14 protein-coding genes are annotated in these 15062 nt (G+C 66.1%); 12 read left to right on the forward strand and 2 right to left on the reverse strand.

The window, feature by feature from the left end; translation table 11 throughout:
• The first annotated feature begins 83 nt into the window (after positions 1 to 83).
• The 10 genes from hflK to ACYYG1_RS05480 all read left to right on the forward strand — a co-directional run bounded on the left by hflK (position 84) and on the right by ACYYG1_RS05480 (position 10778).
• Positions 84 to 1166 carry an FtsH protease activity modulator HflK gene (hflK, locus tag ACYYG1_RS05435; protein ID WP_461209270.1) on the forward strand — a complete coding sequence of 361 codons (1083 nt, stop codon included), beginning with the start codon at positions 84 to 86 and terminating at the stop codon, positions 1164 to 1166.
• A 5-nt stretch (positions 1167 to 1171) separates the two neighbouring features.
• Positions 1172 to 2017 (forward strand): protease modulator HflC, encoded by an 846-nt coding sequence (hflC, locus tag ACYYG1_RS05440; RefSeq protein WP_461209315.1) that lies wholly within the window; start codon positions 1172 to 1174, stop codon positions 2015 to 2017.
• Between the two features lie 609 nt (positions 2018 to 2626).
• On the forward strand, positions 2627 to 3304 hold the full coding sequence (locus tag ACYYG1_RS05445) for a LexA family transcriptional regulator (RefSeq protein WP_461209271.1): 678 nt from the start codon (positions 2627 to 2629) through the stop codon (positions 3302 to 3304).
• Positions 3305 to 3595: 291 nt separating this feature from the next.
• On the forward strand, positions 3596 to 4204 hold the full coding sequence (locus ACYYG1_RS05450) for a TetR/AcrR family transcriptional regulator (RefSeq protein WP_461209272.1): 609 nt from the start codon (positions 3596 to 3598) through the stop codon (positions 4202 to 4204).
• Complete coding sequence (locus ACYYG1_RS05455; protein WP_461209273.1) at positions 4198 to 6324, forward strand: SulP family inorganic anion transporter; 2127 nt, start codon at positions 4198 to 4200, stop codon at positions 6322 to 6324. The genes ACYYG1_RS05450 and ACYYG1_RS05455 overlap by 7 nt, the downstream gene beginning before the upstream one ends.
• Positions 6325 to 6338: 14 nt before the next feature.
• Positions 6339 to 7559 (forward strand): response regulator, encoded by a 1221-nt coding sequence (locus ACYYG1_RS05460; protein WP_461209274.1) that lies wholly within the window; start codon positions 6339 to 6341, stop codon positions 7557 to 7559.
• Positions 7560 to 7568: 9 nt separating this feature from the next.
• The gene (locus tag ACYYG1_RS05465) at positions 7569 to 9317 is read left to right on the forward strand and encodes a sensor histidine kinase (RefSeq protein WP_461209275.1); all 1749 of its coding nucleotides are present in this window, start codon (positions 7569 to 7571) and stop codon (positions 9315 to 9317) included.
• On the forward strand, positions 9302 to 9682 hold the full coding sequence (locus ACYYG1_RS05470) for a response regulator (protein WP_461209276.1): 381 nt from the start codon (positions 9302 to 9304) through the stop codon (positions 9680 to 9682). Before ACYYG1_RS05465 ends, ACYYG1_RS05470 begins: the two co-directional genes overlap by 16 nt.
• On the forward strand, positions 9679 to 10332 hold the full coding sequence (locus tag ACYYG1_RS05475; protein WP_461209277.1) for a sensor histidine kinase: 654 nt from the start codon (positions 9679 to 9681) through the stop codon (positions 10330 to 10332). Before ACYYG1_RS05470 ends, ACYYG1_RS05475 begins: the two co-directional genes overlap by 4 nt.
• Before the next feature lie 17 nt (positions 10333 to 10349).
• Positions 10350 to 10778, forward strand: a complete 429-nt coding sequence (locus tag ACYYG1_RS05480) for a response regulator (RefSeq protein ID WP_461209278.1) — start codon at positions 10350 to 10352, stop codon at positions 10776 to 10778.
• Between the two features lie 81 nt (positions 10779 to 10859).
• Here ACYYG1_RS05480 and ACYYG1_RS05485 read toward each other — a convergent pair whose 3' ends face one another.
• Together ACYYG1_RS05485 and ACYYG1_RS05490 are read right to left on the reverse strand one after the other, a co-directional pair.
• Positions 10860 to 11237 (reverse strand): RidA family protein, encoded by a 378-nt coding sequence (locus ACYYG1_RS05485; RefSeq protein WP_461209279.1) that lies wholly within the window; start codon positions 11235 to 11237, stop codon positions 10860 to 10862.
• Positions 11238 to 11240: 3 nt separating this feature from the next.
• On the reverse strand, positions 11241 to 11903 hold the full coding sequence (locus tag ACYYG1_RS05490) for a helix-turn-helix transcriptional regulator (protein WP_461209280.1): 663 nt from the start codon (positions 11901 to 11903) through the stop codon (positions 11241 to 11243).
• A 218-nt stretch (positions 11904 to 12121) separates the two neighbouring features.
• On the opposite strand from ACYYG1_RS05490, the gene ACYYG1_RS05495 reads away from it, so the two are divergent.
• Together ACYYG1_RS05495 and ACYYG1_RS05500 are read left to right on the forward strand one after the other, a co-directional pair.
• Positions 12122 to 12436, forward strand: a complete 315-nt coding sequence (locus ACYYG1_RS05495; RefSeq protein ID WP_461209281.1) for a hypothetical protein — start codon at positions 12122 to 12124, stop codon at positions 12434 to 12436.
• A 111-nt stretch (positions 12437 to 12547) separates the two neighbouring features.
• Positions 12548 to 15028, forward strand: a complete 2481-nt coding sequence (locus tag ACYYG1_RS05500) for a PAS domain S-box protein (protein WP_461209282.1) — start codon at positions 12548 to 12550, stop codon at positions 15026 to 15028.
• Positions 15029 to 15062 lie beyond the last annotated feature (34 nt).

Raw genomic sequence — 15062 nt, forward strand, 5'->3', positions numbered from 1 at the left:
GCGGAAAAAAGACGCAAGGTTTCCGGGAGCGGCGGGCGGTTGCGCCTTGACCGCGCCAGGCCTGGGCCTTACATGGAGTCATTATGAATTGGGATTGGGACAAACTACAGCAAAGACGGCAGAGACCATCCGGAGGCGGGCCCAGCGGCCCGAACCTGGGCGACCTGAATGTCAATTTCGAGAAATTCCGCAATGTGGGCTTCCCGGCCTGGAGGCTGGTGCTGCTCATCATCGTGCTGCTCTGGCTCGGTTCGGGCATCTACATCGTGGGCCCGGACGAGGTGGGCGTGGTGCGGCGCTTCGGGGCCTTCCAGGCCCAGACCGGGCCCGGGCCGCACTATCACTGGCCCATGCCCCTGGAGACCGTGGTCAAGCCCAAGGTGACCAAGGTCCACCGCGTGGAAGTGGGCTTCAAGAGCGTGGGGCGTGCGGAGTTCTCCCAGCAGGCCCGGCTCGTGCCCCAGGAATCCCTGATGCTCACCGGGGACGAGAACATCGTGGATGTGCAGTTCATCGTCCAGTACAAGATCAAGGACCCGGTGCTCTTCCTCTTCAACCTGAAGGAGCAGCACTCCACCGTGAAGAGCGTGGCCGAGGCGGCCATGCGCGAGGTGGTGGGCTACAACATGATCGACTCCGTGCTGACCACGGGCAAGCTGACCATCCAAAACGAGTGCCGCCACCAGATGCAGGACATCCTGGACAAGTACGGGTCGGGCATCGACATCCTGGCCGTGCAGCTCCAGGATGTGCACCCGCCCAAGGAAGTGGTGGACGCCTTCAAGGACGTGGCCAGCGCCCGCGAGGACCGCAGCCGGTTCATCAACGAGGCCGACGCCTTCCGCAACGACCTGATGCCCAAGGCGCGCGGCGAGGCCGCGGTGAAGATCAACCAAGCCGAGGCCTACAAGGAAAGCAAGATCCGCCTGGCCAAGGGTGAGGCCGCGCGCTTCCTCTCGGTGCTCACCGAGTACAACAAGGCCAAGGACGTGACGCGCAAGCGCATGTACCTGGACACCATGGAGAAGATCCTGTCCAACCCCGATCTGGAGAAGATCATCATCAGCGGCAAGGCCCTGAATTCCGCCGTGCCGTACCTGCCTCTGGACCGGGCGGCCAAGGGGCTCCGCCAGCAGGGCGCCCAGCCCAAGGGAGGGCAGAACTGATGGCCATGAAAAAGACCGGAACCCTGCTTATCATCCTGTTCGCGCTCCTGGTGCTGGGCTTCCAGAGCATGTACACCGTGGACCAGACCGAGAAGGCCATCGTGCTGCAGTTGGGCAAGCCCACGGGCGGCATCATCGGCCCGGGCCTGCACTTCAAGAAACCCTTCATCCAGAACGTGTTGTTCTTCGACTCCCGGGTGCTGGAGCATGACGCCCAGCCCGAGGAGATCCTGACCAAGGACAAGAAGAACATGATCGTTGACAACTTCACCAAGTACCGCATCGTGGATCCGCTGCAGTATTACCGCACGGTGCGCGACGAGCGCGGCGCCCTGGCCCGGCTGGACGACATCGTCTACGCCCAGCTGCGCGTGGCGTTGGGCCGCTATACCCTGGCCGAGATCGTGGCCCAGAAGCGCGGCCAGATCATGGCCGAGGTCTCGGCCAAGTCCTCGGTGCTGATCAAGGACTATGGCATCGAGATGGTGGACGTGCGCATCAAGCGCACGGACCTGCCTTCGGAGAACGAGCGGGCCATCTTCGGCCGCATGCGGGCCGAGCGCGAGCGCCAGGCCAAGCAGTACCGTTCCGAGGGCCGCGAGGAGGCCGCCAAGATCAAGTCCACGGCCGAAAAGGAAAAGACCCTCATCCTGGCCGATGCGGACCGCACGTCGGCGGTGCTGCACGGCCAGGGCGACGCCGAGGCCACGCGCATCTTCGCCGAGGCCCTCAAGCAGTCGCCGGACTTCTATTCCTTCCAGCGCAGCCTGGAGGCCTACGAGAAGAGCTTCAAGGACAACACCCGGGTCATCCTGACCCCGGACAGCGAGTTCTTCCGCTATCTGCGCTGAGGCCCGGTTTCCCAATCATGTCCAGGGCCCGTCCCCCCGCCGGGGGGCGGGCCCTTTTTCTCGGCCCGGGGCGGGCGCATCGGGGCACTCTATGCGAACGCAATTGTTTTGCTATGGGAATATTTGTTGACATACAAACCTGCTTGAATAAAATATTCAGTGTCCACTTTGTCGCGCTGAGGAAAAAGGTCCTGATGAACCGCAGGGGATGGCGGTTTCCATCGGGGAGCCCTTCCGGGGCCCTTTTTCCCGCAGTGCGTTTTTTTATGGTGGACGTCCGCAATGGGCGCGGCCAGCGGGTTTCGGACCCGGATGGCCCTCTCGGCGGACGGTTTTTTGGCAGCGTGTCCGGTATGGAAGACGCGCCTGGCGGGAGCGATAGGTTTCCTCCCTGTCCGGCGCAGAATCCCGGGGCGGGTGCGCAAGGAAGAGCCTCCCGGCGAACAATGTCGCCGGCGGGGTGGGACCAGTTAAGTCTCTTACTGTTTACGTGCCCTGGCGGGCCATGCGGCTGCCTTTGACGAGGACACAGCGCCGCCAGGGGGAAGGAACAAAGGTGTGAACATGGGCAAGTCTGGCAAGACATACGGAGAAGGCTTCAGCTCTGTCGTGGACCGCATCAAAGAAGCAACCAGCACTCGCACCCAGGTCGAACTAGCTGCCGTCCTCGGCATCAGGCAGTCGAGCATCTCCGATGCCAAGCGCAGGGATTCCGTCCCGGCGGACTGGTACCTGACGCTGTTTCGTGAGTACGGGCTGAACCCCGACTGGTTGGCTTTCGGCCGGGGACCCCGCTACATCAAGACCAAGGAGGGCTATCAGCCTTTCGACCAGCCCGCGCTTTCGGAGATCGTGCGCGAAGAGGCATCCCCTTATGGCGATCCCATGGCTTCGGCCACCGTGGTGACCTACTACGCCATGGCCAGCGGCGCGGACGAGTCCGGGCAGTGGAAGCCCGTGAGCGCTGGCAAGCTGTCCGTCCCCAAGGCCTACGACCGCAAGTCCCTCCTGGTGGTCAAGATGGACGGCTCGGGAATGGAGCCGCTGATCCGGCGCGGGGCCTTCGTGGGCCTGGACCGCGACCAGGCCACGGTGCTTTCCGGCGAGGTCTACGGCGTGCTGGTGCCCTTCGAGGGCCTGGTGGTGCGCCGCGTGTTCCTGGAGGCGGACAAGACCCGTTTCGTCCTCAGGGCCGAGAACCAGGACCACGCGGATCAGTATTTCACCTTCGAGGAATACAAGGACCGCGTCATCGGACGCGTCGTCTGGATGATGCAGGACCTTTAGACGGGCTCCGCCTGCGGCGGAATCCGTTTCAAGATAGTCTCTGTCGGCCAGGGGCCGCATCCCGTTTTCGGGGCGCGGCCCCTGCCTTTTTCGACCTCTCCCCCTGGCGCTTCCAAAAACTGAGTGGATGGTCAGTTTTTGCGCCCCCGCTTTGTGACATTTTTCCCAGAACGAGTCTAACCATCTGATTTACTTTGCTATGATTTTCAGGAAGGGGCCTTGACAGGAACTTTTTATAGAGCTACTTTTCAGAAAACTGAGTAATCACTCAGTTCCAAGGAGAAAGGGTTGATGAAGCGCAAGGACAAGATCCTGTTCGCCGCCACCCGGATGTTCGCCCACAAGGGCTTCACCGACACCTCGACCCACGAGCTGGCCGAGGTGACCGGGGTGGCGGAGAGCACCATCTTCTACCACTTCCGCACCAAGGAGGAACTGTTCCTCGCGGTGCTCCGCTCCGTGCGCAGGGAGATCCTCAAGCACTTCGAGACGTTCGAAGCCGAGCAGGAATTCTCCGACGGCATGAAGCGCGTGGAGGGGGTCCTGGGGTACTACCTGTACCTCGCGGGCACCCTGGAGGACGCCTTTCTTCTGCTGCACCGCCACTATCCTTATATGCTGGCCCTGGAGAACGACGTCTGCCGGGAGCACCTTGAGGCCATCTACAACTGCCTCGTGGATGTGTTCGAGCGGGCCGTGGCCCAGGGGCGGGCCGACGGCAGCATCGGCCCGGTGCATGAGCGCAAGGTGGCCATGGTCCTGTTCACCATGGTGGACGGCCTGGTGCGGTTCAAGAACTACCGCCTGTACGACGCGGGCGCCCTGTTTAACGAAATGCTCGTTTCCGCCAGGAAGATCCTGGCCAACGGACAACCGCAAGGGGTGAACAACGGATGTTGACGAAGATTCTGCCCTTCCTGGGTTGGTTCAAAGGCTACGGCGCGGCCAAGTTCAAGCTCGACGCCGTGGCCGGCATCACGGTGGCCCTGGTTCTCATTCCGCAGAGCATGGCCTACGCACAGCTGGCCGGCCTGCCCGCCTACTACGGCCTGTATGCCTCGTTCCTGCCGCCGATGATCGCGGCCCTGTTCGGTTCCAGCCGCCAATTGGCCACGGGCCCGGTGGCCGTGGTCTCGCTGATGACCGCCGCCAGCCTGGAACCCCTGGCCGCCGCGGGCAGCGAGGGCTACATCGCCTACGCCATCCTCCTGGCCATCCTGGTGGGCCTGTTCCAGCTTTCCCTGGGCATCCTGCGCCTGGGCCTGGTGGTGAACTTCCTGTCCCACCCGGTGGTCAACGGCTTCACCAACGCGGCGGCCCTGATCATCGCCTCCAGCCAGCTTTCCAAGATGTTCGGCGTGTACGTGGACAAGGCCGAGCACCACTACGAGACCATCATCCGCGTGGTGGAGTCGGCCGCGCAGTACACCCATTGGCCCACCCTGGGCATGGGCGTCCTGGCCTTCCTGATCATGTGGGGCTTAAAGCGCATTTCGCCCAAGCTGCCCGCAGTGCTGGTGGCCGTGGTGGTGACCACGGCCATGTCCTGGGGCCTCAATTTCCAGCACGACGCCAAGGTGGAGATCGCTGCCATCCATTCCGAGGCCGCGCACAGGGCCGTGACCGACTTCAACTCCGCGACCCTGGGCCTGGAGGAACTGGCCGGGCAGCGCACCTCCATCAACGCCTCCCTGGCCCAGGCCCAGATGCTGGGCGACTTCGACAAGGCCAACGACGCGGAACACGACCTGATGAGCGTGAACCACCAGATCGCCGCCCTCAAAGAGGCCGCCCACGAGAGCCGCACCAAGCTGCGGGCCATGCTCTTCACGGGCCTGGAAACCGGCGGCCGGGGCCTGGAGCTCGTGGAGCGCGATTCCCTGCCCGCGGGCACGGAGACCGACGGCCGCACCTGGCGCATCAAGGTCGGCAACAAGCCCCTGGATGCCTCGTCCCTGACCGTCATGGGCGGCGGGGCCGTGGTGGGCAGCATCCCCAAGGGCCTGCCCGCCTTCACGGTGCCGTCCTTCGACATGGGCATCATCATGCATCTCTTGTCCTACGCGGCCATCATCTCGCTGCTGGGCTTCATGGAGGCCATCTCCATCGCCAAGGCCATGGCCGCCAAGACCGGGCAGCGCCTGGACCCCAACCAGGAGCTCATCGGCCAGGGCCTGGCCAACATCCTGGGCGCGCTGACCCGCAGCTATCCGTCCTCGGGCTCCTTCTCGCGCTCGGCCGTGAACCTGCAGGCCGGGGCCGTCACGGGCCTGTCCAGCGTGTTCACCAGCGTGATGGTGGTCATCGTGCTGTTGTTCTTCACCCCGCTCTTGTACCATCTGCCCCAGTCCGTGCTGGCCGCGGTGATCATGATGGCCGTCATCGGCCTGCTCAACGTCTCGGGTTTCGTGCACGCCTGGAAGGCCCAGTGGTACGACGGGGCCATTTCGGTGCTGTCCTTCGTGGCCACCCTGGCGTTCGCCCCGCACCTGGACAAGGGCATCATGATCGGCGTGGTCCTGTCCCTGGGCGTGTTCCTGTACAAGAGCATGCGCCCGAGGGTGCGTTCCCTGTCCCTGGCCGAGGACGAGGCCCTGCGCTGCGCGGAGGAGTACTGCCTCATGGAGTGCGAGTACGTGGACGTGATCCGTTTCGACGGGCCGCTGTTCTTCGCCAACGCCAGCTTCCTCGAGGACAAGATCACCGAGCGCATGCGCATGAAGGAAAAGCTCAGGCACATCGTGCTCGTGGCCAGCGGCGTCAACGACATGGACGCCTCGGGCGAGGAGACGCTGTCCCTGGTCATCGACCGCTGCCGCCAGGCCGGGGTGGACATCTCCCTGTCCGGTGCCAACGAGTCGGTGATGCAGGTGCTTCGGCGCACCCACCTTCTGGAGAAGATCGGCGAGGACCATGTCCATGCCAGCACGGAACGGGCCCTCAAGGCCGTGCACCACGCGGCGCACCAGGCCGGCGACGAGGCCAACTGCCCCCTGACCTCCGTGTGCTACAACGTCTAAAAAGTGGAGGACCCATGTCCGTCATCAGCGTTTTCAGCGGCATATTCTGCGGCAAGGAAGGGGTGGTGGAAGAGGTGCTCTCCACCACGGGGTACCGGCGCCTGGGCGACGGCGACCTGGTCGCCGCGGCCGCCCGCCTGTCCGGCCTGGCCGAGGACAAGGTGGCCCGGGCCCTGACTTCCAAGACGTCCGTCTTCAACAAGTTCAACAGGGAGCGGGAGCGCGCCGTGGCCTGGCTGAAGCTGGCCGTGGCCGAGGCCCTGGCCGGGGACGGCCTGGTCTTCGACGGGTTCACCGGCCTGCTGGTGCCGCCCTCCGTGACCCACGCCCTGAGGGTCTGCCTCATCGCCGACGTGCGCCATCGCCTGGACCTGGCCTCGGCCTCGGGAGTCTCGGAAAAGGAGGCCATGAAGCGCATCCGGACCCGGGACGAGGACTGCGCGGCCTGGACCGACACGGTCTACAGCATGAAGGACCCCTGGAGCGCGGGCCTGTACGACATCCTGATTCCCATGAGCGGCAAGACGGACCACGAGGCCGCCCGGCTGATCCTGGAGAACCTGGCCAAGGACCCCCTGCGCGTGAGCGAGGCGTCCGCCAGGGCCGTGCAGGATTTCCTCCTGGCCGCCAAGGTCGAGGTGCACCTTGTGGGCGAGGGCCACGACGTGGCCGTGGCCGCCTCGGACGGCCGCGTGGAGCTGACCATCCACAAGAACGTGATGCTGCTCTCGCGCCTGGAGGAGGAACTGCGGACCTCGGCCCAGGCCGTGGACGGGGTGCGCGAGGTGGAGGTCAAGGTGGGCAGCGGCTTCTACCAGTCGGACATCTACCGCCGCGTGGACTTCGAGATGCCCTCCAAGGTGCTCCTGGTGGACGACGAGCGCGAGTTCGTGCAGACCCTGTCCGAGCGCCTGGAGATGCGCGACGTGGGCTCCCACGTGGTCTACGACGGCAAGAGCGCCCTGGACATGATGGGCGAGGACGAGCCCGAGGTCATGATCCTGGACCTGAAGATGCCCGGCATCGACGGCATCGAGGTGCTCCGCCGCGTGAAGCGGGAGAACCCCGACGTGGAGGTCATCATCCTCACGGGCCACGGGTCCGACGAGGACCGCAAGGTCTGCATGGAGCTGGGGGCCTTCGCCTACCTGCACAAGCCCGTGGACATCGAGGTGCTCTCGCGCACCCTGCGCGAGGCCAACCAACTGGTCCGTTCCAGGAAGAACGGCAAGTAGGGAGGCGGCATGGCGCTCAAGGACTTCATCTTCCCGCGTTTCTGGGCCCACCACCCCGACGCGGAAGAACCCTCCAGGAGCCTGTTCAACTACAGGCGCGCCTGGATGTGGGCCATCCTGCTCACGGCCCTGTCCTCCGTGGTGCCGCTCATCACCCTCACGGTCATCGACTACCAGGTGGCCCGCCGGGCCGTGGAGAGCGAGGTGCGGCTGCGCACCTCGCGCATCGTGTCCAACGCCCGGCGCTCCGTGTCCTTCTACCTGGAGGAGCGCATCAACGCCCTCAGGTTCATCCAGCGCCAGCGCACCTACGACAACCTGCGCTCCCCCGAGGTCCTGGAGCACCTGCTCACGGACCTGCAGAACAGCCTCGGCGGCGTGGCCGACCTGGGCATCATCGACCGGGACGGCACGCAGGTGGCCTACGCCGGGCCCTTTTCCCTGCAGGGCAAGCACTACGCCGACCAGCCCTGGTTCGTGCAGTCCGTGAACGAGGGCCGCTACATCAGCAACGTGTTCCTGGGATACCGCAACCTGCCGCATCTGGTCATCGCCGTGCGCCACGACCTGCCCGGGGGCGGATTCTACCTCTTGCGCGCCACCCTGGACACCGGGCGCTTCAACAGCCTGGCGGACCTGGACCTGCTGTCCGGAGGCGACTCCTTCATCATCAACCGCCAGGGGGTGCTGCAGACGCCCTCCAAGCACCGGGGCGACGTGCTCTCGGACGTGGCCCTGCCCGTGCCGCCGTACGCCGAGCACACCGACGTGTTCGAGGCCCCGGACCTGGAGGACGGGCTGATCATCGGCTACGCCTACATCGCGGACTCGCCCTTCATCCTCATGGTGGTCAAGTCGCGCGACGAGCTGCTCTCCCCGTGGTACGAGACCCGGCGCGAGCACTTCGGCCTGTTCATCGCCAGCCTCGTGATCATCATGCTGGTGGTGAGCATGGTCTCCACGGCCCTGGTGAACATGGTCTACATCGCGGACCAGAACCGGGCCGCGGCCCTGCACCATATGGAGCACTCCAACAAGATGGCCTCTATCGGCCGTCTGGCCGCCGGGGTGGCCCACGAGGTCAACAACCCCCTGGCCGTCATCGGCGAGAAGGCCGGGCTGATGAAGGACCTCATCACCTACGGCGGGGCGGACCTGGACGTCTCCCGCCTGGCGCCCCTGGCCGACGGCATCCTGTCCTCGGTGGAGCGCTGCGGCAACATCACCAAGCACCTCTTGGGCTTCGCCCGGCATATCAATGTCAGCGTGGAGCGCATCAACGTGCGCGAGGTTGTGGAGGAGGTCCTCAGCTTCCTGCACAAGGAGGCCGGGTACCGGGGCATCGAGATCGTCGTGAACGTGGCCGAGGACCTGCCGGAGTTCGTCTGCGACCGGGGCAAGCTGCAGCAGATTCTGCTCAACCTGGTGAACAACGCCTTCCAGGCCGTGCCCGACGGCCAGGGCAGGGTGGAGATCACCGCCAGCGCCCCGGAGGACGGGCAGGGCATCCGCATGCTCGTGCGCGACAACGGCTGCGGCATCGCCGAGGCGGACCGCAAGAGAATTTTCGAGCCCTTCTTCAGCACCAAGCGCGACTCAGGGGGCACGGGGCTCGGCCTGTCCATAACCTACGGCCTGGTGCGCAAGCTCGAAGGCGAGATCAGGGTCGAGAGCGCCGAGGGCGGGGGAACGGTGTTCACCATCGACCTGCCCCTGACCTGCGCGGACAAGGAAGAGGACTCATGCGAATATTATTAGTGGACGACGAACGGGAGCTGGTGGCCGCCCTGGCCGAACGGCTCGGCCTGCGGGGCTACGAGACGGATTTCGCCGTGAGCGGCGAACAGGCTCTGGCCCTGGTGGCGGAGCGCGGCTACGACGTGGCCGTGCTGGACGTGAAGATGCCGGGCATGGGCGGCATCGACCTCTACGCCAGGATCAGGGAGATCAGCCCGGGCACCCGGGGCGTGTTCCTCACGGGCCACGGCTCGGCCAACGATTTCAAGGCCGGGGCCGGATGCGGCGAGGCCTATCTCATCAAGCCCGTGCCCATCGAGGTGTTGGAGGAGACCTTTCGGCGCATCGCCCGTGGCGCAGACGGCAGCGGGAAGGAGGGAAAATGAGCGGGAACTGGGACGTACTGGGACCCGAGGGGCTGGCCTTTTTCGGCGCCATCTGCGCCTCCGTCTCCCATGAATTGAAGAATTCCCTGGCCATGATCAACGAGAACGCCGGGCTGATGCAGGACCTGCTGGCCATGGCCGAGCGGGGCAGGCCCCTGGACTCGGCCATGCTGGCCATCGCCTCGGAGCGCATCGCGCGCCACGTGGCCAAGGCCAACCAGGTCATCGGCAACCTGAACCGCTTCGCCCATCTCGCGGACCATCCGGTGCTGGCCGTGGACCTGGCCGAGGACGCGGCCTTGGCCGTGGCCCTGCACGGGCGCCTGGCGGCCCAGCGCGAGGTGGAGCTGACCCTGGCCCCGGCGGCCGGGGAGGTCCCCCTGCGCACCAGGCCCTTCCTCTTGGCCGACATCCTGCACCGTTGCCTGGTCCTGGCCCTGGACAACGCCGCGTCCGGTTCCGTGTCCGTGGAGGTGGCCGCCGCGACTGGAGGGGCCGAGGTGCGCCTGACGGGCCTGGCCGACAATGTTTCGTTTCCGGAAGACGCCGCTTCGGAGCTGCTGCGGGCGCTGGGCGCCCGCGTGACCTGCGACGGCACGACGCTGACCCTGGTCCTGGGGGATCTGGGCGGCCATGACGACGCACAATAACGACTAGGAGGAGCGCCATGAGCAACAAGGTGCTGCTGGTTGACGACGAGAAGGATTTTTTGGACACCATGACCGAGCGGCTTGAGGCCCGGGGGTTGAAGGTCTCGGCCAGCGCGGATCCCTCCGAGGCCCTGGCCGTGGCCAAGGCCCGCGCCGTGGACGTGGTCGTCCTGGACCTCAAGATGCCCGGCATGGACGGCCTGGAGTTCCTCAAGGATCTCAAGGAGGCCCGCCCGGAGCTGCAGGTCATCCTGCTCACGGGCCACGCCACCGTGGAGAAGGGCATCGAGGCCATGAAGCTGGGCGCCCTGGACGTGCTGGAAAAGCCCGCGCACATCGACGAGCTCATGGAGCGCATCGAACGGGCCAGCGCCAAGAAGCTGGTGCTCCTGGAAAAGAAGGACCAGGACGCCATCCACGACATTCTCACGGAGCGCGGCTGGTAGCCCGGCCATCCTCGATTGAACGTGAAAAAGCCCGGGCCGCAAGGCTCGGGCTTTTCATTTCGCGGCCGGGGCCGTGCGGCCTTAGGCCAGAGCCACCAGCTCGATCTCGATGGGCGCGCCCAGGGGCAGGGCGGCCACCTGGAAAGCGGCGCGCGCCGGAGCCTCGGAGGTGAAGTACCCGGCGTAAATCTCGTTCATGGGCGCGAAGTCGGCCAGGTCGCGCATGAGCACCGTGACCTTGACCACCTTGTCCATGGAGGAACCGGCGGCGGCCAGCACGGCCTTGCAGTTGTCCAGGGCCTGGGCGGTGGCGGCCTGGATGTCGCCGTCCACCATCTGTTTGGTGGCGGGGTTCACGGGCAGCTGCCCGGACACGTACACGAATCCTCCGGCCTTCACAGCCTGGGAATAGGGGCCCACTGCGGCCGGAGCGGCGTCGGTGGAGACAATTTCCTTCATTTTCTACTCCTTGTGCCCGGGCTGAACCCGGGGTTGTTTTCTGACGATTTTCAAATAGTTGTAGATCGTGTAGCGGGTCACGCCCAGGCACGCCGACACGGCCTTCACGGACCCGCGCATGCCGAAGACCCCGCGTTCGTCCAGTTCCCGGGTCAGGGCCAGGCGTTCGTCCCGGGCCAGGGCCGAGGGATGCTTGCCCCTGCGGGCGGCGCAGGACAGGACCAGGGATTGCACGGTCTCGTCCAGGGCCAGGGCGAAGGTCTCGTTCCTGGTCTCCTGGAATCCACGGCCCATGCTGAATTCGTGCAGCGCCGCGCGGGCGTACAAAAACGCGGTCATGTCGCGGGTGATGCACCAGCAGGCCGCGACTTCGCCCGCGTTGTCGCGGACCAGGAGGGCCGTGCAGGATATCCTGCGTCCGTCCTCCAGGGTCGCGGCGAAGGCCAGCCTGTCCGGGATGTCGCGGCCGTGCTCGGCCAGGGCCTGGAGCACCTGGCGCGGCGCTGGCGCGCCCTTGCCCAGGCCGTTGACGTTTCCGGCCGCATGCACCAAGCCGCCGCCCGGCGCGCCGAGGTCGTACACGGCCGCTTCGCATGTGCGGCCGTAAACGGAAACCGTCGCGTCCGCCAGCAGCGAAAGCAGCTCCAGGATGCGTTTCGTGTTCATGGCGTTTCCCGAGCGGTCCGAGACGCGCAAGGCGGCAGGGACCTGCGACTGAGTTACGTGCAGCGTATATAAGCCCCGGCGGCCTGGGAAGTCAACTTTTAGGGTAAGAGTTCAACAATATGTTGTCTTTTCCCGCCATGACCAGCGCCGGTAAATCTGCTAGGGTTCCGGGATCGGGACCATCGCGGATGGAGGGACTCATGAGACGTGCGATGTGGATGGCGATTCTGGCTGTGGCGGCGTCGTGCCTGGGCGCGCAGGGAGCCGCACGGGCTGAGCAGGCCACGTGCAAGGACGTGTACCAGATTTACCAGACCTGCTACGACGGGGGCAGGCAGGTGGGGCCGGAGGGCTGCGGCTATCTCATCGAGGCCCTGGGGCCGCGCCTGCTGGGCGAGGACGGGCTGTCGGGATTTTCCGCGGCCCTGACCGTGGGCATCTGCAAGCAGGCCTGCTCGGACGGGGCCGGGGGCAAGTCCGCCATGTCCATGAGTTCGTTCCGCAGGGAATTCTGCGGCTCGGGCCTGAAATAGCCGCGTCCGGGGCCGCGTTTCCCGGGGGGGGGCGCCGCGCCTTGACCGGGCTCGGGGTTTGGGTAAAGTCACGAGGCTTTGGGCGTTGTCTTCTAACCCGGGGCCTACCCCATGTTCAGGTGGTTCAACTCACGGATCAGCAAGCGGTTCCTGGTCGTCGTGCTGGTGTCCCTGCTGTTCACGGCTCTCGTCATGTCCGTGGTCTCCATCACCAGCGTCAGACGCCTGGGTGAGTTGTCCGCGCGCACCAACGCCGACAGCATCGAGACCCACGTGCGGTCCTCCATGCTGGCCCTGGTCATCGAGCGCGCGGCCACGTGCGACGCCGAATTCCGCGCGGCCATGGCCTCGGCGGGCACGGTGGCCGCGCAGGCCGTGCAGTGCCTGGGCAACCTGGACATCTACGGCCGCAGCGCGGCCCACGGCAAGGAGAGGCTCGTCCTGGACAAGGACAAGGGCATCTTCTCCAACGGCCCGGACGCGCTGGTATCCTCGGTCTACTGGGCCGAGGACCGGCTGGACGCCAAGACCCGCGCGCGCCTGAACGCCATCTCCCACGTGGACACCCTGCTGGTCCAGGCCAAGGAGAATTCCCCCGGGGCCAGGGCCGCCTGGATGATCCTCGCGGACACCCTCACGCGCTACTACCCCAACACGCACATCGTGGACCTGATGCCGCCCAAGTGGGAGTTCGACTTCCGCGACGACCGCTGCTTCACCATGGGCGCCCCGCGCAAGAACCCCGACGGCCGCATGGTCTGGAGCGAGGTCTACCAGGACACCGTGGGCCAGGGGCTGGTGACCACCCTGGTCCAGCCCGTGTACTCCGAGAACAAGGAGTTCCTGGGCGTGATGGGCATCGATTTTTCCATGGACGCCGTGGTCCGCGACGTGTTTGGCGTGGACAAGAGCGCCCCGAGCCCCGAAGGACCCGGCTACGCCCTGGGTACGGGCGGGTTCAGCGTCCTGGTGGACAGGGATTCGCGGGTCATCGCCCTGCCCGGCGGCAAGACGGGCCTCATGGGCCTGCACAGGACAGGGGAGGGCGCCCTCAAGCCCGGCGAGATGCTGGGGCTGAGCCTGGCCAACTCCGCCAACCCCTCCGTGCGCGCCCTGGCCAGGGCCATGGCCAGGGGCGGCCGCGGGGACATGCTCATGGACCTGAACGGGGCCAAGTATCTGGCCGTGTACAACGTGATCCGCTCCACGGGCTGGCGGTTGTGCATGCTGATGCCCATGAGCTCCCTGCTGGTCACGGCCGAGGGTGCCGGCGACACGGTCCAGGCCTCGGTGCGGAGCGTGATCCTGAGCTATCCCCTCATCGCCATGGTGGCCACCCTGGTCTCCATGATCCTGGTTCTGGTGTTCATCATCCGCAGGCTGTTCAGCCCCATGCGCAGCCTGCTGCACACGGTGGAGGCCGTGGCCCAGGGCCAGCTGGACCACCGGGTGGACATCCCCGAGGGCGACGAGTTCGGCGAGCTGGCGCGGGCTTTCAACCACATGATCGACCAGCTGGTGAAGGGCCGCAACCAGTTGCGCGAGGCCGAGGAGCGCTACCGCAGCATCTTCGAGAACGCGGTGGAAGGGGTCTTCCGCAGCACGCCCGACGGCCGGTTCCTGTCCGTGAACCCGTCCATGGCCGAGATCCTGGGCTACGACAGCCCGGAGCAGATCATGGAGGAGGTGGACGACATCGGGGCCGCGCTGTACGTGCTGCCCGCGCACAGGGCCCAGTACCTGGACCTGCTCAGGCGCGACGGGACGGTGCGGCATTTCGAGACGCTGTTGCGCAAGCGCGACGGCACCGAGATGTGGGGCATGTTCTCGGCCAAGGCCGCCCTGGGCCGCAACGGCAAGGTCCTTTATGTGGACGGCCTCCTGGAGGACATCACCGAGGACCGCCGGGCCAAGGACGAGGTGCTCCGCCTGTCCCGCGAGCTGATGCAGGCCCAGGAGAGCGAACGCCGCCGCATCGCCCGCGACCTGCACGACAACGTGGCCCAGACCCTGTCGTCCCTGCGCATCGGCTGCGGCGTGCTCTTCGACGGCCACGAGGACGCCTCCGAGGACCTCAAGCGCCGGGTGGAGGACTTCTCGCGCATGCTCCAGGAGTGCATCGCGGCCATCCGGGGCATGGCCTACGAGCTGCGGCCCTCGGCCCTGGACGAGCTGGGCCTGGTGCGCACCCTGCGCCAGTATTGCCGCGAATACGCCGAGCGCACGGGCACGGAGACCGAGTTCGTGGCCCCGGGCATGGACGGGGTGGAGCTGTCCCCGGACATGGAGATCAACCTCTACCGCATCATCCAGGAAGCCCTACACAACGCGGAGAAGCACGCCGGGGCCGATCGCATCAGCGTGAGCCTGGTGGCCTCGTATCCCAGCGTGATCCTGCTCATCACGGACAACGGCAAGGGCTTCGACCCGGACAAGCCCCTGACGGGCGGCGGCCCGGGCTCGGGCATGGGCCTGTCCAGCATGCGCGAACGCGCGCGCCTCCTGGGCGGGGACCTGGAGGTCAAGACCCGCCCGGGCGTGGGCGTGCGCCTGCGCGTGGAGGTGCCGGTCAACGGCAACTTCGGATTCTAGGAGAGGGGGGCTCCGGAGCGGCGGGCGCCGCTCC

Source organism: Desulfocurvus sp. DL1XJH-121 (assembly GCF_054819825.1).